This window comes from Pseudomonas sp. 31 R 17, assembly GCF_900004915.1.
In the GTDB taxonomy this organism is placed as follows: domain Bacteria; phylum Pseudomonadota; class Gammaproteobacteria; order Pseudomonadales; family Pseudomonadaceae; genus Aquipseudomonas; species Aquipseudomonas orientalis_A.
Genome location: NZ_CVTN01000073.1, coordinates 70346 through 92001, shown reverse-complemented (window position 1 = coordinate 92001; position 21656 = coordinate 70346). Strand labels below are relative to the sequence as shown.

Genomic DNA, 21656 nt, shown 5'->3' with positions numbered 1-21656 from the left:
TTATGTGCGTTCGCGTGAAACGCCATAGCCTTCGCGGCTTTCAAACGTTTCACACCGGCTGCCTGGGTCCATCCCACCGCCGATTTGCCTCTACCTCACATGTGCAGCAATTACGCTTATGGCTATTTTGAACATCCTCGAATTTCCCGACTCGCGCCTGCGCACGATCGCCAAGCCGGTGGCCGTAGTGGACGACAAGGTTCGTCAGTTGGTCGATGACATGTTTGAAACAATGTATGAAGCCCCGGGCATCGGCCTCGCCGCGACCCAGGTCAACGTGCATCTGCGCGTCGTGGTCATGGACCTGTCCGAAGATCGCAGCGAACCCCGGGTGTACATCAACCCCGAGTTCGAACCGTTGACCGACGAGATGGGCGAATACCAGGAAGGTTGCCTGTCGGTGCCGGAGTTCTACGAGAACGTCGAACGCCCATTGCGCGTGAAGATCAAGGCCCTGGACCGCGACGGCAAGCCGTTCGAGCTGATTGCCGAAGGCCTGTTGGCGGTGTGCATCCAGCACGAGTGCGACCACCTCAACGGCAAGCTGTTTGTCGATTACCTGTCCACGCTCAAACGTGACCGGATCAAGAAGAAGCTGGAAAAAAAGCATCGCCAGCAAGCTTGATGCCCTCCTTCCAAAGGCTTGCTGCGGCAAGCCTTTTTCTTTTGTGACTGCTTTTAACGAGAACTCCGATGACCGAGCCACTGCGCATTGTTTTTGCCGGTACACCCGAATTTGCCGCCGAACACCTCAAGGCGCTGCTTGCCAGCCCCTATGACATCGTCGCGGTGTACACCCAGCCGGATCGCCCGGCCGGGCGCGGGCAAAAACTGATGCCCAGCCCGGTCAAGCAGCTGGCGCTCGAGCACAACATCGCCGTGCTGCAACCACCGACCCTGCGCAATGCGGATGCCCAGGCCGAACTGGCCGCGCTCAAGCCGGACCTGCTGGTGGTCGTCGCCTACGGCTTGATCCTGCCCCAGGCCGTACTCGATATCCCACGCCAGGGCTGCATCAACAGCCACGCTTCGTTGCTGCCACGCTGGCGCGGAGCGGCGCCGATCCAGCGCGCGGTGCAAGCAGGCGACAGCGAGAGCGGCGTGACGGTCATGCGCATGGAAGCAGGGCTGGACACCGGCCCGATGCTGCTCAAAGTCACCACGCCGATCACTGCCCAAGACACCGGCGGCAGCCTGCACGATCGCCTGGCTGAAATGGGCCCGCCGGCCGTCATCCAGGCCATCGCCGGTCTTGCTGCCGGCACCCTGGAAGGCGAAGTGCAGGACGACAGCCTCGCCACCTACGCCCACAAATTGAACAAGGACGAAGCCCGCATTGACTGGAGCCGCCCGGCCGTGGAGCTTGAGCGCCTGGTGCGTGCGTTCAACCCATGGCCTGTCTGCCACAGCACGCTCAACGGCGAAGTCTTGAAAGTATTGGCCGCGACCCTGGCCGAGGGCACAGGCGCTCCGGGTGAAATCATCGGCGCCAGCAAGGACGGCCTGTTGGTGGCGTGCGGCGAACAAGCGCTGTGCCTGACCCGTCTGCAATTGCCCGGTGGCAAGGCGCTTAATTTCAGCGATTTGCTCAACAGCCGTCGTGAGAAGTTTGCCCTGGGCACCGTTCTCGGCGTGGTCGCCCAATGAACCCGCGTCTGGCCGCCGCCAAGGCCCTCGCCGCCGTACTCAACGGCAAGGCTTCGCTGAACAGTTCGCTGCCCGTGCAGTTGGACAAGGTCGAAGACCGTGATCGCGGTTTCACCCAGGACCTGGCATTTGGCACGGCGCGTTGGCAGCCAAGGTTGTCGGCGTTGGCAGCCAAGTTGCTGCAAAAACCGTTCAAGGCAGCCGACGCCGATGTTGAAGCGCTGCTGCTGGTCGGTCTCTATCAACTGCTCTATACCCGCGTACCGGCCCACGCCGCCATCGGTGAAACGGTGGGCTGCGCCGACAAACTGAAAAAACCCTGGGCCAAGGCCTTGCTCAATGCCGTGCTGCGCCGCGCCCAGCGCGAAAGCGAAGGGCTGCTGACCGAGCTGGAACATGACCCGGTGGTGCGCACCGCGCATCCGCGCTGGCTGCAAAAGTCCCTGAAAGCGTTCTGGCCGCAGCAATGGGAAGCCATTTGCGCGGCGAACAACGCTCATCCGCCGATGATCCTGCGGGTCAACCGTCGCCATCACAGCCGCGACGCTTACCTGCAGTTGCTCAGCGAGGCGGGCATCGACGCCGCGCCGTGCGTGTACAGCGTCGACGGTATCGTGCTCCAGGCTGCCACAGACGTGCGCAGCCTGCCGGGCTTTGCCGAGGGCTGGATCAGCGTGCAGGACGAAGCCGCACAACTGGCCGCCGACCTGCTCGACCTGGCACCCGGTCAACGCGTATTGGACGCCTGCTGCGCGCCGGGCGGTAAGACCTGTCACATCCTGGAAGTCGAAAAGGACCTGGGCGGTGTGGTAGCGGTCGACCTGGAAGCCAAACGCCTGGTGCGCGTACGGGAAAACCTCGCACGCCTGGGTTTGAGCGCCGAGCTGATCGCCGCCGACGGCCGCGACACCGCCACCTGGTGGGACGGCAAACCGTTCCAGCGCATCCTGCTGGATGCGCCCTGTTCGGCCACCGGCGTGATCCGCCGCCACCCGGATATCAAGCTGACCCGCCAACCCGACGACATCGCCGCCCTGGCCGTGCTGCAGGGCGAACTGCTCGACGCACTGTGGCCCACCCTGGAAGTCGGCGGCATTCTGCTTTATGCCACCTGTTCCACCTTGCCCACCGAGAATACCGAGGTCATTCAAGCCTTCCTCGCCCGCACCAGCGGCGCACGGGAACTGGACCTCGCGACCACGGCCGGCATCAAGCAACCGCACGGTCGCCAATTGCTCGCGCAGGAAGGCGGGCATGATGGCTTCTACTACGCCAAACTGATCAAGATCGCCGCCGCGCGCGGCTGAATGGTTTTAAGGGAGTGACCGGATGAAAATCATCATCCTCGGGGCAGGGCAGGTGGGCGGCACGCTGGCTGAACATTTGGCCAGCGAAGCCAATGACATCACCGTGGTCGACACCGACGCCGAGCGCCTGCGCAATCTGGGCGACCGCCTGGACATCCGCACGGTGCAGGGCCGTGCGTCGTTCCCCACCGTGCTGCGTCAAGCCGGCGCCGACGATGCCGACATGCTCGTCGCGGTCACCAACAGCGACGAGACCAACATGGTCGCCTGCCAGGTCGCCCATACACTTTTCCACACCCCGACCAAGATCGCCCGTGTGCGCGAAGCCGCCTACCTGACCCGCGCCGGCCTGTTCGACAACGATGCCATTCCGGTGGATGTGCTGATCAGTCCGGAACAGGTGGTCACGCACTACATCAAGCGCTTGATTGAAATTCCGGGTGCCTTGCAGGTGATCGACTTCGCCGGGGGCAAGGCGCAACTGGTCGCGGTAAAGGCCTACTACGGCGGGCCGCTGGTGGGTCAGCAATTGCGTCAATTGCGCGAACACATGCCGAATGTGGAAACCCGCGTCGCCGCGATTTTTCGGCGTGACCGGCCGATCCTGCCCCAGGGCGACACCGTGATCGAAGCCGATGACGAAGTGTTTTTCATCGCGGCCAAGGCGAATATTCGTGCGGTGATGAGCGAAATGCGCCGGCTCGACGAGACCTATAAACGCATCGTCATCGCCGGCGGCGGGCAGATCGGTGAGCGCTTGGCGGAGGCCATCGAAAGCCGCTACCAGGTGAAGATCATCGAGATGAGCCCCACGCGCTGCCGGCATTTGTCCGACACGCTCGACAGCACCGTGGTGCTGCAGGGCAGTGCCTCGGACCGCGACCTGCTGATGGAAGAAAACATCGCCGACGCCGATATCTTCCTGGCGCTGACCAACGATGACGAGGCCAATATCATGTCCTCGCTGCTGGCCAAGCGGCTGGGGGCGAAGAAAGTGATGACCATCATCAACAACCCGGCCTATGTCGACCTGATCCAGGGCGGCGATATCGACATCGCCATCAGTCCGCAATTGGCCACCATCGGCACGTTGCTCGCTCACGTGCGCCGTGGCGACATCGTCAGCGTGCACTCCTTGCGCCGTGGCGCGGCGGAGGCTATCGAGGCGATTGCCCATGGCGACTCCAAATCGAGCAAGGTCATCGGCAGGGCCATCCGCGATATCGGCTTGCCGCCGGGTACCACCATTGGCGCAATCATTCGCGATGAAGAAGTGATCATTGCCCACGATGATACGGTGATCGCCACCGGTGACCATGTGATCCTGTTCCTGGTGGACAAGAAACATATCCGCGATGTGGAGAAGCTGTTCCACGTGGGCCTGAGCTTTTTCTGATCTGACGGAGTGGACGACATGCTCGAATCCCTGGAGAAAATGCTCGCCAAGGGTGTGGATAATTCGCTGCTGCGGTTTGGCTTGGGCAAGGGTTATCTGGATCTGAAGGACAACGCCAAGGCGGCGGAGCATTTGCAGCGCTGCGTCGAGTTCGATCCCAAGTATTCGGCGGCGTGGAAGCTGTTGGGCAAGGCGCAGCAAGGGCTGGGGGATAGCGTGGGCGCTCGCCAGGCGTGGGAGAAGGGCATCGAAGCGGCCCAGGCCCATGGGGACAAACAGGCCGAAAAAGAGATGATGGTGTTCCTTAAGAAACTCGACCGCCTGGCCTGAGCGGAATCCAAATGTGGGAGGGGGCTTGCCCCCGATAGCAGTGTGTCAGCCAATACATGGTTGACTGAACCACCGCTATCGGGGGCAAGCCCCCTCCCACATTGGGTTCTGTGGCGATCTTGAGTCAGTACCAGCGCGCCTCACCCGGCGGGCGTTTCTTGAAGCGTTTCATGCTCCACATGTACTGGCTCGGGTAGGCGCCGACATACCGCTCCACCACCTTGCTCATCGCCGCGCAGGACGTGGCGGTGTCAGTGCTGTACATCTCTTCCGGGGCCGCTTCCAGGATCACCTTGTAGCCAGAGCCGTCCGGCAGGCGCAGCGCGTGCAGGAACACGCCCACCGCCTTGTGGCCGGCGAGCATGTTCGGCACGAACTTGCTGGTCAGCGCCTGGGTCGCGAAGAACGGCACGAAGATGCCGGCGGATTCAGCCGGCTCGGGGTCGGCAGGGATACCCACCTGGCCGCCTTTGCGCACTTCCTTGATCACGCTCAGGATGCCTTCCTTGGTGGAGGCGGCCACGCGGTTGCCCAGTTGCACGCGTTGCTTGCGCAACAAGTCGTCAACAGCCTTGAGCTTGGGCGGGCGATAGAAAATGATCGGTTTGCACTGGCTGCAATAAAAATGATTCAGCACTTCCCAGTTGCCCAGGTGGCTGGTGATGCCCACCACGCCTTTACCCGAGGCCAGGGCATCGTGCAGCACGTGCAGGCCTTCGACTTCGCGCACCAGGTCGATGGAACGCTGGGCCGGCCATATCCACGCGCAGGCGCTTTCGGTCAGGGACTTGCCGATGTCCATCAGGCTGCGGCCCACCAGGCGCTCACGTTCGGCCGGGTCCATGTCCGGGAAACACTTGGACAGGTTGATCCGCACTGTCTCGCGGGAGCGGTTGGGGGTTTTCCACATGATCCAGCCGATGCCCGTACCGACGGCCTGTACGGCGCGCCAGGGCAGCAGGGCAAACAACCGAAGAGCGCCTACCAGCAAGGCGCCTTTAAACTTTTCCACAGGTCACTCCTGATCGTGTGTAGTACGCAAAGCGCGCATTCTAACCGGCGTTGACCAGGTCCGCGTAACGGTCGCAGTCCTGGGTGTGGTCCATGACCATGCCCGAGGCCTGCATGAACGCGTAGCAGATGGTCGGCCCGACAAAGGTGAAGCCGGCTTTCTTCAAGGCGCGGCTCATAGCTTGGGCTTCGGGTGTAATCGCCGGGACGTCGCTGCGGTCCTTGAAGTGATTGACCTTGGGCTTGCCGCCGACAAACGACCAGAGCAACCCCACCGGGTCTTCCAGCGCCAGCCAGGCCGCGGCGTTGCGGCGTGTGGCGTTAAGCTTCAGGCGATTGCGCACGATGCCCGGGTCCTGCATCAGCGCTTCGATTTCAGCGTCGGTCAGCCTGGCCAGACGCTGCGCATCAAAGCCGAACAGCACCTTCCGGTAATGCTCGCGTTTGCGTAAAACGGTGATCCAGGACAGGCCCGCCTGGAACCCTTCGAGCAAAAGCAACTCGAACAGTCCCTGCGCATCGCGCAGCGGCGTTCCCCACTCTTGATCGTGATAAGCCATGTACAGCGGATCTTCAGAACACCAAAAGCAGCGTGGCATAAGGCTCCAGGGAGTGGTGGCGGGGCCGAATCGGGTATACTCCCGCTCTTTAAATCGCAGCCCAAGTAACAGGTGAATTTCGTGAGCCAGCCTACGCCAGCCGTGCGTACCTTCCAAGACTTGATCCTCGCCCTCCAGCAATACTGGGCCGAGCAAGGTTGTGTGGTACTTCAGCCCTACGATATGGAAGTAGGCGCCGGCACTTTCCACACCGCTACCTTCCTGCGGGCCATCGGCCCGGAAACCTGGAACGCCGCTTATGTGCAGCCCAGTCGTCGCCCGACTGACGGCCGCTACGGCGAAAACCCGAACCGTCTGCAGCACTACTACCAGTTCCAGGTGGTGTTGAAGCCCAACCCGGACAACTTCCAGGAACTGTACCTGGGCTCGCTGAAACATGTCGGCCTGGACCCGCTGGTCCACGACATCCGTTTCGTCGAAGACAACTGGGAATCGCCGACCCTGGGCGCCTGGGGCCTGGGCTGGGAAGTCTGGCTCAATGGCATGGAAGTGACCCAGTTCACCTACTTCCAGCAAGCGGGCGGCATCGAGTGCTACCCGGTGACCGGCGAAATCACCTACGGTCTCGAGCGCCTGGCCATGTACCTGCAGGGCGTGGACTCGGTCTATGACCTGGTGTGGGCTGACGGCCCGTTCGGCAAAGTCACCTACGGCGACGTGTTCCATCAGAACGAAGTGGAGCAGTCCACCTACAACTTCGAACACGCCAACGTCGACAAGCTGTTCGAACTGTTCGACTTCTATGAAAGCGAAGCCAAGCGCCTGATCGAACTCGACCAGCCGCTGCCGTTGCCGAGCTATGAAATGGTGTTGAAGGCCTCCCATACCTTCAACCTGCTGGACGCGCGCCGTGCCATCTCGGTGACCGCGCGCCAGCAATACATCCTGCGTGTGCGCACCCTGGCGCGTTCCGTCGCCCAAGCCTATCTGCTGGCGCGTGCCAAGCTGGGCTTCCCGATGGCAACCCCGGATTTGCGTGATGAAGTGTTGGCTAAGCTGGAGGCTGCACAATGAGTGCTCAAGATTTCCTGGTTGAACTGGGCACCGAAGAGCTGCCACCCAAGGCACTCAACACCCTGGCCGATGCATTCCTGGCCGGTATCGAAAAAGGCCTGCACACTGCCGGCCTGAAATTCGCTGCAAAAAAAGTCTACGCCGCGCCACGTCGCCTGGCGGTGTTGCTGACCGCGCTGGAAACCCAGCAGCCGGACCGCAACATCAACCTCGACGGCCCGCCGCGCCAGGCCGCGTTCGACGCCGAAGGCAATCCGACTCAGGCGGCACTGGGCTTCGCCAAGAAGTGCGGCGTCGAGCTGAGCGAGATTGACCAGAGCGGGCCGAAGCTGCGCTTCAGCCAGGTCATCACCGGCAAGCCGACGGCCAGCCTGTTGCCGACCATCGTGGAAGACTCCCTGAACGACCTGCCGATCCCCAAGCGCATGCGCTGGGGTGCGCGCAAGGAAGAATTCGTACGCCCAACCCAATGGCTGGTGATGCTGCTCGGTGACCAGGTCATCGATTGCACCATTCTCGCCCAGAAGGCAGGCCGTGATTCCCGTGGTCACCGCTTCCACCATCCCGAGAGCGTGCGCATCACCGCGCCGGCCAACTACGTCAATGACCTGCGCGCCGCCTACGTGCTGGCCGATGCCAATGAGCGTCGCGAGCTGATCAGCAAGCGCACCGAAGAGCTGGCCCGCCTGCAGGAAGGCACCGCCATCGTGCCGCCAAGCCTGCTCGACGAAGTGACCGCCCTGGTCGAATGGCCGGTGCCGCTGGTGTGCTCGTTCGAAGAACGCTTCCTCGACGTACCGCAGGAAGCGCTGATCACCACCATGCAGGACAACCAGAAATATTTCTGCCTGCTGGACGCGGACGGTAAGTTGCTGCCGCGCTTCATCACCGTGGCCAACATCGAAAGCACGGACCCGCAACAGATCATCGCCGGTAACGAGAAAGTCGTGCGCCCGCGCCTGACCGACGCCGAGTTCTTCTTCAAGCAGGACAAGAAGCAGAAGCTTGAAGACTTCAACCTGCGTCTGCAAAACGTGGTGTTCCAGGAAAAACTCGGCAGCGTCTACGACAAGGCCGTACGCGTTTCCAAGCTGGCGGCCTACATCGCGCCGCGCATTGGTGGCGACGCCGCCTGGGCCGCACGCGCCGGCCTGCTGTCCAAGTGCGACCTGGCCACCGAGATGGTCGGCGAGTTCCCTGAGATGCAGGGCGTGGCCGGTTACTACTACGCCCTCAACGACGGCGAACCCAACGATGTGGCGCTGGCGCTGAACGAGCAGTACATGCCCCGTGGCGCCGGTGCCGAACTGCCGAGCACCCTGACCGGTGCGGCCGTTGCCATCGCCGACAAGCTGGACACGCTGGTAGGCATCTTCGGTATCGGCATGCTGCCCACCGGCAGCAAGGACCCGTATGCGCTGCGCCGTGCAGCCCTGGGCGTGCTGCGGATCCTGATCGACAAGAAGCTGGACCTCGACCTGACCCAGGCCGTGGTGTTTGCCGTCGGCCAGTTCGGTGCCAAGGTCAAGCAAGCCGGCCTGGCCGAGCAAGTGCTGGAGTTCGTGTTCGACCGCCTGCGTGCGCGTTACGAAGACGAAGGCGTGGACGTTTCCGTCTACTTGTCGGTGCGTGCCCTGCAGCCGGGTTCGGCGCTGGACTTCGATCAACGCGTACAGGCCGTACAGGCGTTCCGCAAATTGCCGGAAGCCGATGCCCTGGCCGCCGTGAACAAACGCGTATCGAACCTGCTGAGCAAGGCCGACAACCTGGGCACTGCCGAAGTGGACCCAGGCCTGTTTGCCGATGCCAAGGAGTTCTCGCTGAACTCGGCCATCGTCAAGGCCGAGAACGCCGTCAAACCACTGATCGCTGAGCGTAACTACGCTGAAGCGCTGGCGCGTCTGGCGTCGTTGCGTGAGCCGGTGGATGCGTTCTTCGAAGCGGTGATGATCAATGCCGACGATGCCGGCGTGCGGAAAAACCGCTACGCCATGCTCGCGCGTCTGCGTGGCCTGTTCATCAATATCGCTGACATTTCCGTACTGGGCTGATCATGTTGAAACTGCTGATTCTCGATCGGGACGGGGTGATCAATTACGACTCCGACGCTTACATCAAGTCGGTGGCGGAATGGATTCCACTGCCTGGTTCGATCGAGGCCATCGCGCAGTTGAGCAAAGCCGGCTGGACAGTGGCCATTGCCACTAACCAGTCCGGCATCGCCCGCGGTTATTACGACATCGCCACCCTGGACGCCATGCACGCGCGCTTGCGCAAGCTGGTGGCCGAGCAGGGCGGTGAGGTGGGGCTGGTGGTTTACTGTCCCCACGGGCCGGATGAGGGCTGCGCTTGCCGCAAACCCAAGCCTGGCATGCTGAAAACTATTGCAGAACATTACAAGGTGCCCTTGGCTGGGATATGGTTCGTCGGGGACAGTCTCGGTGACCTGGAGGCGGCCAAAGCCGTCGACTCTCAGCCAGTTTTGGTAAAGACCGGGAAAGGCGAAAAGACCCAGGCGAAAAACCTGCCGGTAGGCACTTTGATTTTTGACGATCTGGCGGCGGTTGCCGCAGAACTTATCAACAACTAGCCGCCCTCGACTTCCTGACCAGGGATTGTTCGGGAGTGCGCTTTTAACAGGCGGGCCGTGTCCCGCAACGGTAAATGCCGCCATGTCGATCTTGCAGGCCATCAGAACCTTTTTCTTTTACCTGCTGCTGGGCACCAGTTCGTTTCTCTGGTGCACTCTGAGCTTTTTTATTGCACCTTTCCTGCCGTTCAAGGCGCGCTATCGCTTTATCAATGTGTATTGGTGCCGCTGTGCGCTGTGGCTGTCCAAGGTGTTCCTGGGCATCCGCTTCGAGATCAAGGGCGCGGAAAACGTCCCGGAGCAGCCCTGCGTGATTCTGTCGAACCATCAGAGCACCTGGGAAACATTCTTCCTCTCGGCGTACTTCTCGCCGCTGAGCCAGGTGCTCAAGCGTGAGCTGCTGTACGTGCCGTTCTTTGGCTGGGCCATGGCGATGCTGCGTCCGATTGCGATCGACCGTGACAATCCCAAGGCGGCGCTCAAGCATGTCGCCAAGAAGGGCGACGAGCTGCTCAAGGATGGCGTTTGGGTGCTGATCTTTCCCGAGGGTACGCGTGTGCCCTATGGCACCGTTGGCAAGTTCTCGCGCGGCGGCACTGCATTGGCGGTCAACGCCAACCTGCCGGTGCTGCCGATTGCCCATAACGCCGGCAAGTTCTGGCCCAAGACCGGCTGGGCCAAACGCGCAGGCACCATTACCGTGGTGATCGGCGAACCCATGTACGCAGAAGGCGAAGGCCCACGCGCGATTGCCGCGTTGAATGACCGCGCTGCGGCATGGAATGAAGCGCAGCAACGGGCCATGGGCTCATTGCCGCCGGAGCCGGTAGTGGTGGAGACACCCGCTGTTTGAACGTCTGTGGATAACCTGTGTACGGTTTGTTGGCAAATTGGAGTTTTTTGATCATAACCGACTGATCTGGCTACATATTTCTGAAACTTATAAAATCACCAAAAACGTGCATAAGTTTTTTTCCTCATTAAAAAACCGGTCCTGGTGACCGGTTTTTTTATGCACACGCAAAAGGTCGCTTTTCAGTCGTCCAACAGTGGCAGTCGCAGGATGAACGTCGAGCCCGTGCCCAACTCGCTTTCGCAGGTAACACGCCCACCGTGGCGTTCTACCACGGCCTTTACCATCGTCAGGCCCAACCCCAAGCCGTCACTGCCCTGGGCCGAGTCGAAGCGCCGATATTGATTGAACAGTTCCGGCAGATCCTGCGGGGCAATGCCTGGCCCCTGGTCGCTGATGCGGCATTCCAGCCAGCCCTGCGCGCTGCCATGGCTTAACCTGACACGGGTGTTGGCGGGAGAATATTTGATCGCATTTTCCAGCACATTGAATAACGCTCGGGTGAGCAGCGATTGATCGGCGTTCACCATGCCTTCGTCCGCTTCATCCAGATCGTGAACCAGGTGGATGCCCTTGAGCTGGGCGATAACCGCGACTTGATCGAAAGCGTCCATCACCAGCATGGCAAACAGGGTAGGTTGGAAGTGGTAACCATCAGCCTCCGCTTTCGCCAGTTGCACAAAGGACTCGGTGAGGCTCAAGGCACGGCGGACCTGTTGTTCGATCTGGCCGAACACGGGCGATTCACTCTCATGCAGATCCAACAGGGCAAGGATTGCCGAATGCGGCGCACGCAGGTCATGGGAGAGGAAGCGCAGCATGGTTTCGCGATGCTGTTGGGCTTCGCGTTCCTTGCTTAAATCCGTGAGGCTCAGCAGCCAACCCAGGGCCGTGTCACCTTCGGCCGGCAGCAAGGGCGCAAGCTCCATGCGCAGACTGCGTTGGTGGATATCACGGAACTCCACGAGCACCAGCTCAGAGAGGGCAACGCGCACGCCATTGTGCAACGGCGGATAACCCAGGTCGGCCAACTGCTCCAGCAGGTTCTCGGCGACAAGGTCATTGCCGAATACCTCGCGGGCAACGCGGTTGGCCAGCAAGATATTGCCCTTGGGGTCGGTAATCAATGTGGCCACCGGTAAGCATTCGAGACCATCGGCCATGAACCGCCGGGTATCACGTGTGCGGCTTACGGCTTGCTCCAGGGCAAAGATACGCGCCTGCAATACATCACCCTGGCTGATGGGCGCACGGCGGCGCTCAGGCAGCACTTTGGGTTCGTTATCCAGGCGCGCCAGTTCCCAGCCGAAGTAAGCGATGATCACGCTGAGGCGGCGCCAATTCCAGATCAAGTAGCTGAGCAGCAACCCGATCAGGCTGGCCGCAGGCGACCACCAATGGCCGAGACGCAACAGGGCCCAGGCGCCGAGCACCGCTGCGGCCATGCAGCCCAGGGTCATCCACAACGCATAACGCGGACGGTAGAGCAGCAAACCCAGCAACAACGCCACCAGTGACGTCGCCATCAGCGCCGCCAGCCAGCCGGGCAGATCCACAGTACTGTGCCCCTGCAACAGACTATCGAGCACATTCGTCTGAATCTCCACCCCCTCTGTAGCACCGGGCATGGAAGACAGCGGCGTGACAAACCGGTCACCCATCCCGGACGCCGTCGCCCCCACCAGGATCAGGCGATTGCGCAGTTGCTCGGCAGGCACTTCACCGCGTAACACGCTGGCGTAGGACACATGGGGTAAATCGGTCTGGGCCGCGCGCACGACTTCGGCCAGGCGCTTGTCATTCGCGGGAGCGGCGGGGTCACTGAAGATCGCATCGAACAGAATACCTGCTGGTTGCGCCGCACTCAGGCGCCCGATCAGATCGGCGTGCACGTTAGGCGGCCAGGGCCATGGCCCCAGCTGTTTCAGGCTGTCCTCATCGATGGTCACCAGCAGGATGCGTGAGTCCACGGGCAGTGGAGTGAGGCGGCGCAGGCTGTCGTATAACGGGTTATTCAAGGCCAGGCCCGGGCTAAGCGACAGGTAAGCGGTGATGGGCAACAACAGCAAACCGATCCATAACCACTCACGCACGAGACGGTGAAACAAGCGCTGGGCCTGGGTAGGTTGACGTTTATCGGCCGTGCTCCAGAGCGTCATCGGTCAATGTGCCTGGTTGGTTGGTGGGTGATATGAACTGTCATGGGTCGCGGTTCCTCCCTGCTGGCTATTGTCGTCATGGGCCGACCAGCGCACTTCAGAGAACGAAGCTTTGAGCCCAGTGAAGCTCATTTTTCGGCGCGCAGGAAAACTTTTCCTGTCTGATGTTCATTCCAGAGAGCCACTGAGATCAGCACACAGCCGTTTACGTCAGCGCATGCGTCGGCTGATCCTTTTCCTAACCGTCGGGAGCCGGTATCTTTCCCCTGTCGGTACGGAGGACTTTAAAGCGTGAAACCGCTCCTTAATCCCATCGTACCGATAGATCCAAGGGGTCGACGAATCCGAGCACAATTCTTCAGATTCAAGACTGGCATCTGCGCAGTACGTGCCGACGACTGCCGTACTCTTCAAGAAGAAAGGACCCACCCATGCGTGTCGCAATACTGGATGACGAACCCGCAGAACTGCGCCGGGTAGAACAGACACTGCGACAGATCCCCAGTAACGTCGAACAGCCTTGGACCCTGCATTGCTTTGAGCGCGGCGAAGACCTGCTACGCCAACTGCGCCGGGAAACCTTCGACCTGTTGATACTCGACTGGCAACTGCCGGACATCACCGGGATCGCGCTTCTTCGCTGGACGCGTGAACACATGGAATCGCCGCCCGCCGTTATCATGCTGACCAGCCGGGATGCCGAGAGCGATATCGTCACGGCGCTGAACAGTGGTGCCGATGATTACGTCAGCAAGCCCTTTCGCCCTAATGAGCTGAAAGCTCGCGTAACGGCGGTACTAAGGCGCCATGGACTAAAGAAGTCGGCGACCCAGGAAGTGCAAAGCTTCAACGACCTGACCTTTGACGACGCTGAACTGACTGTGACCCGCTCGGGCAAGCCTATCAATCTCACTGAACGTGAGTACCGTTTGGCCAGTTGCCTATTCGCCAATTTGGCGCGGCCGCTATCGCGCGAATACCTGTATGAACGGTTTTGGACTCACGAAGAAATGGTCTCCTCGCGACCGCTGGATACGCATATCTATCGGCTGCGCAATAAGCTGGGGCTGACTGCGGACAGGGGTTGGCAGTTATTGACGATTTATGGGTATGGGTATCGGTTGGAGAGCGTATCGGCAGTGACTCCGGACTGAAAAAGTTGATGTTCCACGTGGAACGCTCATATCCGTTGCAGAACGTAGCTGTTCTCGAAGCCGTGCACACTGCCCAGCACGTTGAAACCTTCAAAGAAACCTGTGGCTCTGAGCAGGTCGACCGTCGGACCCACCTCTGGCGAGTGCTGAAAATCGCGGTAGTCGTCTAATACGATGAAACCGCCCGAGACTACGCTTGGCGAATACAGCAGGAAATCCAGCACCACGTTGCGCCGTGTGTGGCCACCATCGATATGCAACAGCGCAACGGAGGGCTCGAGGTTGTAGAAACGTTCGGCACTCAGTTCCGAAAAGCCACGGACCACCTGTGCATCAGGCAGCATCAGGTCCTTGTAATAACTAAACTCTTCGAACTGGTTTGGCAATTCGAAGGGGTCAATACCAATGACGCGACGCTCGTGGTTGCATACCTCATTCATCAGCATCAATGATTTGCCCTTCCACACGCCGATTTCCACCAAATCACCCGGTAGCTCGGCAATCAGAAACGTAAGGTAGCCCAATAAACGCACTTGATCATGGAACGACAACTCGCGACGCTCCATTGCGAGCTCAGGCGGCAAGCTGGCCTGCGCTTGCTCGAAATGCTGGCCGATAAACTCCCAGATCTGCGTGATGTTGTCAGTCAACTCCGGGCCACTGGTAAATTCGTTGAGCGCTTGAATAGTTATCATGGTTCTCTCCGCTTACTTCTAATGATTACGAGGGAAGCTCTGAAAAAGACTTCCAGAATTGATAAGACATTGAAATAACAAGCGGAGCAGTCAATCCCTGAACCAGGCATTTCGCCAGGCAACCAGGTGTTCATCCCGGAGCATCCATTTATCGACGACAGCGCTGCGTAGAGCCTCTCCGGCAGCGGCGCTGGCGCTTGGGTCAGCAAGATGCTCGCGGATAGCGGCAATCCATTCTTTTGACGTGTTCCGCACCCGAGTCACTGGCAAGTCACCACGATAACAAAGGATGTCCGAGCAGATCACAGGGAAGCCGCAGGCGCCGTATTCCAGCAGCCGCAAGTTGCTTTTACAGGCGTTGAAGAAATTGTCTTCCAAAGGCGCCAACGCCAGGTCCAGATTCAAGTTGGCCAGCTGTGCAGGATATCTCTCGATATTTACGCCGTTATGGAACTCATGGACATACGGACGAAGTTCAGGTGGGCACATGCCCATAAATACCCATTCCACTTCGCCAGCCAGTTCACGAACGACATCGGCGATCACGAGCAAGTCGCCACCGTGGCTCGACCCGCCCGCCCAACCGACCCGAGGTTTGCGGCCTTGTTGGCGATGGCTCGTCAGCCCGCTCCACCAGTGAATTGGCAGGCGGTTCTCCACCACACGAATGTCAGCGTTAAAACCCTTTAACGCATCGGCCAGTGGCTGGGTCGACACCACCAGCCGGTCGCACATACCCACAGCTTTTTTCAGGCGCTTGGCGATATCTTTGGGAAACAGTTCTCGGCTTGGGTTGCTGCTGGGCAGTTTAAGAATGTAGTCATCCAGCTCAAAAACCTTGAATGCCTTGGAGAATGCCTGGGTGTTCTGCATGATTTCCAGCTGAGGCGTACTGCATTGCCGCTGGAAAATGATCGTGTCCGGCGCCAGGCGATGCAGCTCCACGGGGCGAAGCAGCCAATTGCTTACAGTGCCCCCTATCAGGCCTGCGGCTTCAAGGGCTGCGAAGGGCTGGCGAACACGATAATGTCCAATGCCGAAAGGGTCGGAGGGACAGCACAGCGCGTAAGGCAAAGAGCGACCGGCCAGCGGTTGCCAAGCGACCTCGCTACGGCATTCGTAGCCAAAGCCGCCACGTTCCAAGGTCAGGTTTGGGTTGTAGGCGGGGTCGCCAGCGAGCTGAGGCAGCCACTTCTCGTACATCACCGACTGCTCGCGCTTGAAACGCTCTTGCTTGACGTTCAACTTCGCCTTGTCGACCTTATTCTGGCTGACGTTAGCTTCGTGCATGAGAAGCGCATAAGGCGTCCAGACGATCAGTTGCCCGGCCTGGCCGACTTTCAGGCACAGATCGACGTCATTATAAGAAACCCCCAGGCTGGTTTCGTCCATGCCACCCACTTGGCGGTACAACTCGGTGCGGATCATCAGGCAGGCGGCCGTCACGGCGCTGTAATTCTGGTCAACCTGGAGACGGTGCAGGTAACCATTGGACTGCATCGGGGCGCCGACGAATGCGTGGTCTGCCAAGCCACGCAAGCCGAGCACCACACCTGCATGCTGAATGGTTCCGTCGGGAAAGAGCAGTTTGGCGCCGACTATCCCAACTTCCGGCCGCTGGGCGTGATGGAGCAGCGAACCAAGCCAGTCCCCATCAATGACGGCGGTGTCATTGTTGAGCAACACAAGATAATCACCACGGGCGTGGCTGACGGCAAAATTATTGATCGCCGAATAGTTGAACGCGTGGGGGTAACGCAGGATGCGCACCTTTTCGCTGTTCAGGCGCTCCATACCCGCGAACCAATTCTGTGCTTCAACCGTTTCGCTGTTGTTGTCGACGATGATGAGTTCGAAGTTCGTGTAGCGGGTTTTTTCCATGACGCTTTCGACGCAGCGCATCAGCATCGGCAGTTGGTCTTTAGTAGGAATCACTATAGACACCAGCGGCTGTGAGGTGTGCTGGTAAATCACCCGGTTGACCATCGGCAAAGGTCCTGGGCGCAACTCATGAGCCACGCCCAGACGTTGCAGGTGCGCCTCGACGATAGCAGCGCTGTACTTGACGACCTGGGGTTCGACCAGCCACTGGCCGAAGTTGATTGCATGATGTACCAGCACTTCACTGAGGTGTCCGACAGTGCCCAGTCCATTAATTTCAATCAACCGATACAGCAGATCGTGGGGTGCCAGTTCGGCAAAAGTGAGATCGAAGCCATTAGCATCCAGCGCGGCCTTTCGGTTGAAGGCCAACGCTCGGCCGACATACGGATAACTGCGCAACAGGTCCAGGTTCAGGTCCGGCTTGAATATCGGGTCTTGGCAACCCTCTGGGGTAAGCGTGTCTTCATCGCTGTAGCACACGCTGATACCCGGGTTCAGGGCTATACCCTCGGCGAGCAGCAGCAATGCGTGGGGGTCGATCTGGTCTCCACCCCGAAGCAAATAGCACCAGTCGACATCGATCCCTTGCAGCAGCTCATTCAGCTGGCTTGGCCAGCACTCAGCGAGCGGCAGCCAGACCAAATTGTCGGCCGCCGCTACCCCGACAGGCTCGGCGTTAGAAAGCACCGCGATGGCTGCCGCGCCGTAAAGCTGGCGATCAATGCTTTCCAGGCTGGAGCGTAACTGCGCAATGTCACCTGTGGTATCAGTCAACACCACCAGAATGTTTGGGTGCTGCTGCCAATTCGCAAGCCGTGCGGGCAAACCTTCGAACTCAGCGGCAGATAGTTGCCGGGTATTCAGCCAGCGACGATACAGATTGATATCGCGTTGCTCTTTACCCACATTCGCCAACACGCCAAAAAAACGTTCCAGGGCGTGGGCCATGGTGCCGTCCAACTGACCGCATTCAGTTTCAAAATCTTCGTCGGTCAAATGCATCTGTTCTAAGTGAGCCAACACCTCTCTACGCACAAAGAACATGGTACCGGCAAAAAAATCTGCCTGGCCTATTCGCTGTGGATCAATGCCAGCACGCTTAGCGAGAGTAAGGAGGTGAGAGTAGTTGGCCTCACTAAGGTTTTTGGCCACCGCCTGTCGGTAAGGCTCAGTGCCGAGTAGCGGATGATGCATTGGGTCGGCAAGGTACTCTACTGATTCCCTGAAGCGCACAGGGTTTAGCAGATCATTGAAAAGGTCTTGGGCCCAAGCGCTTTCCATGTGCAGCGAACGCTTGGTGTGGAGTTTGACCACCGTCTGGATGTTGTCTGCACGTAAAAACGGCAACACTCGCAGGAACGGCAAAATATCCCTTCCGTGATTGGGTACCCGATACAACGAATAGCTCAGCCCGCTCGCTGCCAGCAGGTCGCCCACCTCTTTATCATCACCTCCCACGCAGGTGACGTAGAGGTGCAGGTGTTCATTCAATTGCATCAACCGGCGCAGGATTTCCTTCAGCTCACCCGGGTAATACGCATGGATGACGACTCCGATTGGCGGCTCACCGTCTTGAAGCCAGGGTTGACCCAAGAACAGGACTTCGCACTGCTCGGCGAAGGGGATAATGCTGCCGGCGGTATAGAGGTTCAGGCTGTCAGGCGCCAGGTAAGCCTCTCGCAACCGAAACAGTTGAAAGGCCTGATCGGCTGACAACGGCGCTCGGCGCACTTGCCTTAACGGCTGTGGGTTATACAGCCCCAGAGCATGTATCTGCTTGACGAACCTTGCACGCCCCTCGTTGAATAAGTCTTGCATGTCTGGCTGTTTCTGGCGCTGTTCGACGTGATGGCGAAAGAGCGACAGAGGCTCACTTAGAAACGCCAAGTGGCCGTGTTGCAGCAAGTTCACATACAGCGCCAGGTCGTTGATCGCATCAACGAGCACGCCTCCAAGGGCGCAAATATTCGGGACTTTGTCTATCACCTGAACCCGGCGAAACATGACGGTGGTGGGTTCGCCAATGAAGTTAACGGGCCAGTCACAGAGCAGTGAAGTAAGGTCGGCGCCATGGAGGCAGACATCCTCGTCAAATACTTTAGACGTCTCGAGGATGTCCGGCAGCGTCTCGCCTTGGGCATCTATCAAACGGCGACGCGAGGTGACCAGCGATATGTCGGCGCGGGCATCCAGCACAGCGGCCATGCGCGTTACACAATCTGCCAGTAATACGTCATCGTCGTTGAGAAACTTGATGTACTCACCCCTGGCCTCTTCCAGGCCGCGGGTGAGATTGAGCAGACCGCCCAATTGCTGTTCGTTTTTCAGGTAACGAACCGGCACCGTGGTTTGTGCGGCAAGACGTTCAGTGATCAAACGAATACCATCGCCGCGACAGTCGTCGGTGACCACGATTTCGATATTGGCGTAGCACTGGTTGAGCGCACTGCTCAGCGCCACTTCGAAGAAGCGCGGGTTGTGAGCCGGTATCGCAATGCTCACAAGCGGCAAGCGTTCAGCCAAGAGGGGATTTGTCATGCTCACACCAATTTGCACAAGGGATGAAGGTAGAACTCGCTTAAGCCGCTTTCACTGCCTGGCTGACAGCCTGACTCTTTGCCGGACAGCCTATACGGTGCCAGTAATTGTTCGTGGGTCATTGATTCACCTGCTTTTCGGCAAGCAGCTCAGCCAGGCAATCGATCACTTTCTGGATGCTTGCATCGTTCAATGAAAGGTGGAATGGCAAACCCAGCAGACGTTCGGCCAGGAGCTCAACAATTGGCAGCGGGCCCATCGCGAACTCCTGAAAGGCCGGGTGGCCCTGGAGGGGTGGGCAGTACCAGCGGCGGGTTTCGATATTTTTGCCCAGCAGCCGCAGTTGAATATCAGCAGCCTGGAATCCCGGGGGCAGTAGCACCAGCATCAAGCTGTAAACGCCATCCATGGGTTTGGCCTGGAGTTTCAACGCGGGAATTTTTTCCAGAAGCCGTTCAGTGTAGCGCTGATGTAGATTGCGCCGTGCTTGAGCAACGGTTGGCCAGTTGTCCAGGGCAGCCAATGCAACTGCGGCGTGATATTCGCTCATCTTACCATTCTCACCCGCCTCGAAGACGAGCCCGCCGCTGTGTGCATCGATACCGAAGTTACTCAACGCTCGCATGCTCTGGGCATAGGCAAGGTGCCGCGACGCGACGAAACCGCCTTCTCCACTACCGAGGGCCTTAGTGGCGTGCAGGCTGAAGGCGACTTTGGTGGTCAGGCCAATCTCCTGGTTACCCCAGGCACCTGCGGCGTCGATAACAACAGGAATGCCGGTTTCGGCAGTGAACAGATCCCAGCCTGTGACATCCTGGGGGCAACCGTAAGTGGAGACCGGCATCACTGCATCGAATGGCATTTCAGCAAGGGCTACGCGTGCGATAGCGGGCGTCAGTAACCAGCTTTCGGCGTTTACGTCACTGATCAAGGGAGTGAGCCCTGCCCGGATGATCGCAGTGGCCGTGGCGACGAATGTCAATCCGGGCACCAGTACGCGCGCTCCACGGCGTAGCTTCAACGCTTCCAAAGCTATTTGCAGCGCACAGGTGCCATTCGCCATGGATACAACGTGCACCTGCGTTGGCTCCCGACTGAATGAGAGCGACAGCCGACGTTCGAGCTCGGTTACAAGCGGTCCGAAGTTGGTGTACCACTGGTTTTCATCGATTTGCTGCCAGTAAGTGAGAATCTGCTCGACTTTAGGCATCTCAGGAACTAACAACTTGATGATGCTTTTCATGGTACACACTGCCGTCAATGAAATGTCGTCCTGTATGATCAGAGGAAGGCTTAAGCAGAATTCGCGCCAACTTCCAACTGCCATACCTCTGACGGCAAGTTCCACACTGACGCCATCCTTCAGGGAGAAGCCCGGCCAGACGCATTATCCTGCTGGCTGCCTGGATGAGCAGGGTGGAGAGCTTCTTTGGAGGCATCAAGGTGTATCCGCGCGATGGCAACTCCGCCCCCGGCCTTGACCTGAAAAGCGAAATGGCAACATGATGGATTACGTAATACTCAGCCGACCCGATATGTTTGGAACGCAGAGGGAGAAGAAGTTTTGAACAAAGCTTAATGAATGCGCGAGACGCTTGAATACATAAATAAGAAGTCAGTTATTCCGAGAACAGCACACTGGAATACTCAACACACTCCCGATACTGACAACGTTCGGCCGTAGCATTGCTCAGACCACGGATAATTCAGCTAACACTTTAGGAGCTGATATGAAAATTTACGCAATTGTAGGCGCGGGCGGTTTTGGCCGTGAAGTTGCACCTCTGGTCAACACAATGCCGAGCATAATAGATCAAGATAGTTTCAGAATTATCTTCGTGGTCGATAACCCGAAAGATCAGACTATTAATGGCTATGATGTGGTGAGCAGAGAGTCTTTCTTAAACATGGAGGGGGATAAATTTTTCAACATTGCCATCGCTGACAGTAAACATAGACAGGAAATCTCCGAACACCTTATTTCGGCGGGCATCACTCCATTTACTATTTCAGCGTTGAATGCGGTAAATTTGAGCCACAATACTATTGGTCAAGGCGCTGTCCTCTGCCCATTTACCACTATCACTGCGAATGCAAAAATCGGTGATTTTTTTCATGCAAACATTTATTCGTATGTTGCTCACGACTGTGTGATCGGTAACTTTGTGACGTTCGCCCCTAACGTGCATTGCAATGGACGTGTTGTCATCGAAGATCATGCCTACATTGGAACTGGCGCGATCATTCGTGAAGGCTCCCCCGACAGACCAATCGTTATTGGTGAGGGCGCCGTTGTTGGGATGGGGTCCGTTGTAACGAAAAGCGTGGCACCCTATACAACAGTCTTTGGTAATCCAGCAAAGCCCATGCGCACCACTCAACCGTAAATCAACGCGACTAGATAACCTGGCCCAAAAGGGAAGGGCTATCGACAGGATCGGTCAGTTTCCAATCAGCG

The 21656-nt window shown here is 58.8% G+C and carries 17 protein-coding genes; 11 read left to right on the top strand and 6 right to left on the bottom strand.

Annotated features, from left to right (window positions below; translation table 11 throughout):
* Nucleotides 1–118 precede the first annotated feature (118 nt).
* The 5 genes from def (at nucleotide 119) to BFP89_RS17735 (ending at nucleotide 4680) form a co-directional block, all read left to right on the top strand.
* Complete coding sequence (gene def, locus BFP89_RS17755; protein WP_005783383.1) at nucleotides 119–625, top strand: peptide deformylase; 507 nt, start codon at nucleotides 119–121, stop codon at nucleotides 623–625.
* 68 nt (nucleotides 626–693) lie between these two features.
* A complete protein-coding gene (fmt, locus tag BFP89_RS17750; RefSeq protein ID WP_065886724.1) occupies nucleotides 694–1647 on the top strand; it encodes a methionyl-tRNA formyltransferase in 954 nt (317 codons plus the stop codon).
* Complete coding sequence (gene rsmB / locus BFP89_RS17745) at nucleotides 1644–2954, top strand: 16S rRNA (cytosine(967)-C(5))-methyltransferase RsmB (RefSeq protein WP_065886723.1); 1311 nt, start codon at nucleotides 1644–1646, stop codon at nucleotides 2952–2954. The genes fmt and rsmB overlap by 4 nt, the downstream gene beginning before the upstream one ends.
* A gap of 22 nt (nucleotides 2955–2976) precedes the next feature.
* Nucleotides 2977–4350, top strand: coding sequence for a Trk system potassium transporter TrkA (gene trkA / locus BFP89_RS17740; RefSeq protein ID WP_065886722.1), 1374 nt, complete (start codon nucleotides 2977–2979; stop codon nucleotides 4348–4350).
* A gap of 18 nt (nucleotides 4351–4368) precedes the next feature.
* The gene (locus BFP89_RS17735; RefSeq protein ID WP_065886721.1) at nucleotides 4369–4680 is read left to right on the top strand and encodes a tetratricopeptide repeat protein; all 312 of its coding nucleotides are present in this window, start codon (nucleotides 4369–4371) and stop codon (nucleotides 4678–4680) included.
* Between the two features lie 124 nt (nucleotides 4681–4804).
* On the opposite strand, the gene BFP89_RS17730 is transcribed toward BFP89_RS17735, so the two are convergent.
* Both BFP89_RS17730 and BFP89_RS17725 read right to left on the bottom strand, forming a co-directional pair.
* Nucleotides 4805–5692 carry a lysophospholipid acyltransferase gene (locus BFP89_RS17730; RefSeq protein WP_065886720.1) on the bottom strand — a complete coding sequence of 296 codons (888 nt, stop codon included), beginning with the start codon at nucleotides 5690–5692 and terminating at the stop codon, nucleotides 4805–4807.
* A 40-nt stretch (nucleotides 5693–5732) separates the two neighbouring features.
* Nucleotides 5733–6290 carry a DNA-3-methyladenine glycosylase I gene (locus BFP89_RS17725; protein ID WP_065886719.1) on the bottom strand — a complete coding sequence of 186 codons (558 nt, stop codon included), beginning with the start codon at nucleotides 6288–6290 and terminating at the stop codon, nucleotides 5733–5735.
* 81 nt (nucleotides 6291–6371) lie between these two features.
* Here BFP89_RS17725 and glyQ point away from each other — a divergent pair, with 81 nt between their 5' ends.
* The 4 genes from glyQ (at nucleotide 6372) to BFP89_RS17705 (ending at nucleotide 10768) form a co-directional block, all read left to right on the top strand.
* Nucleotides 6372–7325, top strand: a complete 954-nt coding sequence (glyQ, locus tag BFP89_RS17720; protein ID WP_003187265.1) for a glycine--tRNA ligase subunit alpha — start codon at nucleotides 6372–6374, stop codon at nucleotides 7323–7325.
* A complete protein-coding gene (glyS, locus tag BFP89_RS17715; RefSeq protein ID WP_065886718.1) occupies nucleotides 7322–9376 on the top strand; it encodes a glycine--tRNA ligase subunit beta in 2055 nt (684 codons plus the stop codon). Before glyQ ends, glyS begins: the two co-directional genes overlap by 4 nt.
* Entirely contained in the window at nucleotides 9376–9915 is a 540-nt protein-coding gene (gene gmhB / locus BFP89_RS17710; RefSeq protein WP_176718429.1) for a D-glycero-beta-D-manno-heptose 1,7-bisphosphate 7-phosphatase, read from the top strand. The genes glyS and gmhB overlap by 1 nt, the downstream gene beginning before the upstream one ends.
* Before the next feature lie 82 nt (nucleotides 9916–9997).
* On the top strand, nucleotides 9998–10768 hold the full coding sequence (locus BFP89_RS17705; protein ID WP_065886717.1) for a lysophospholipid acyltransferase family protein: 771 nt from the start codon (nucleotides 9998–10000) through the stop codon (nucleotides 10766–10768).
* A 182-nt stretch (nucleotides 10769–10950) separates the two neighbouring features.
* Here the strand turns inward: BFP89_RS17705 and BFP89_RS17700 are convergent, their stop codons facing one another.
* Complete coding sequence (locus tag BFP89_RS17700) at nucleotides 10951–12927, bottom strand: CHASE2 domain-containing protein (RefSeq protein WP_065886716.1); 1977 nt, start codon at nucleotides 12925–12927, stop codon at nucleotides 10951–10953.
* 431 nt (nucleotides 12928–13358) lie between these two features.
* Between BFP89_RS17700 and BFP89_RS17695 the strand changes: the two genes are divergently transcribed.
* A complete protein-coding gene (locus BFP89_RS17695) occupies nucleotides 13359–14081 on the top strand; it encodes a response regulator transcription factor (protein ID WP_065886715.1) in 723 nt (240 codons plus the stop codon).
* Nucleotides 14082–14107: 26 nt separating this feature from the next.
* Here the strand turns inward: BFP89_RS17695 and BFP89_RS17690 are convergent, their stop codons facing one another.
* From BFP89_RS17690 to BFP89_RS17680, 3 genes are all read right to left on the bottom strand, one after another.
* A complete protein-coding gene (locus BFP89_RS17690) occupies nucleotides 14108–14776 on the bottom strand; it encodes a class I SAM-dependent methyltransferase (RefSeq protein ID WP_065886714.1) in 669 nt (222 codons plus the stop codon).
* 90 nt (nucleotides 14777–14866) lie between these two features.
* Entirely contained in the window at nucleotides 14867–19198 is a 4332-nt protein-coding gene (locus BFP89_RS17685) for a glycosyltransferase (RefSeq protein ID WP_176718428.1), read from the bottom strand.
* Nucleotides 19199–19316: 118 nt separating this feature from the next.
* Nucleotides 19317–20441 carry a DegT/DnrJ/EryC1/StrS family aminotransferase gene (locus tag BFP89_RS17680; RefSeq protein ID WP_065886807.1) on the bottom strand — a complete coding sequence of 375 codons (1125 nt, stop codon included), beginning with the start codon at nucleotides 20439–20441 and terminating at the stop codon, nucleotides 19317–19319.
* A 487-nt stretch (nucleotides 20442–20928) separates the two neighbouring features.
* Here BFP89_RS17680 and BFP89_RS17675 point away from each other — a divergent pair, with 487 nt between their 5' ends.
* Nucleotides 20929–21585 carry a NeuD/PglB/VioB family sugar acetyltransferase gene (locus BFP89_RS17675; RefSeq protein WP_065886713.1) on the top strand — a complete coding sequence of 219 codons (657 nt, stop codon included), beginning with the start codon at nucleotides 20929–20931 and terminating at the stop codon, nucleotides 21583–21585.
* The last annotated feature ends 71 nt before the right edge of the window (nucleotides 21586–21656 follow it).

Excerpts from the sequence above, each read along its gene's own strand:
- def (WP_005783383.1), top strand. The coding sequence starts at position 119 with ATGGCTATTTTGAACATCCTCGAATTTCCCGACTCGCGCCTGCGCACG.
- fmt (WP_065886724.1), top strand. The coding sequence starts at position 694 with ATGACCGAGCCACTGCGCATTGTTTTTGCCGGTACACCCGAATTTGCC.
- rsmB (WP_065886723.1), top strand. The coding sequence starts at position 1,644 with ATGAACCCGCGTCTGGCCGCCGCCAAGGCCCTCGCCGCCGTACTCAAC.
- trkA (WP_065886722.1), top strand. The coding sequence starts at position 2,977 with ATGAAAATCATCATCCTCGGGGCAGGGCAGGTGGGCGGCACGCTGGCT.
- BFP89_RS17735 (WP_065886721.1), top strand. The coding sequence starts at position 4,369 with ATGCTCGAATCCCTGGAGAAAATGCTCGCCAAGGGTGTGGATAATTCG.
- BFP89_RS17725 (WP_065886719.1), bottom strand. The coding sequence starts at position 6,290 with ATGCCACGCTGCTTTTGGTGTTCTGAAGATCCGCTGTACATGGCTTAT.
- glyS (WP_065886718.1), top strand. The coding sequence starts at position 7,322 with ATGAGTGCTCAAGATTTCCTGGTTGAACTGGGCACCGAAGAGCTGCCA.
- BFP89_RS17705 (WP_065886717.1), top strand. The coding sequence starts at position 9,998 with ATGTCGATCTTGCAGGCCATCAGAACCTTTTTCTTTTACCTGCTGCTG.
- BFP89_RS17700 (WP_065886716.1), bottom strand. The coding sequence starts at position 12,927 with ATGACGCTCTGGAGCACGGCCGATAAACGTCAACCTACCCAGGCCCAG.
- BFP89_RS17695 (WP_065886715.1), top strand. The coding sequence starts at position 13,359 with ATGCGTGTCGCAATACTGGATGACGAACCCGCAGAACTGCGCCGGGTA.
- BFP89_RS17690 (WP_065886714.1), bottom strand. The coding sequence starts at position 14,776 with ATGATAACTATTCAAGCGCTCAACGAATTTACCAGTGGCCCGGAGTTG.
- BFP89_RS17685 (WP_176718428.1), bottom strand. The coding sequence starts at position 19,198 with ATGACAAATCCCCTCTTGGCTGAACGCTTGCCGCTTGTGAGCATTGCG.
- BFP89_RS17680 (WP_065886807.1), bottom strand. The coding sequence starts at position 20,441 with ATGAAAAGCATCATCAAGTTGTTAGTTCCTGAGATGCCTAAAGTCGAG.
- BFP89_RS17675 (WP_065886713.1), top strand. The coding sequence starts at position 20,929 with ATGAAAATTTACGCAATTGTAGGCGCGGGCGGTTTTGGCCGTGAAGTT.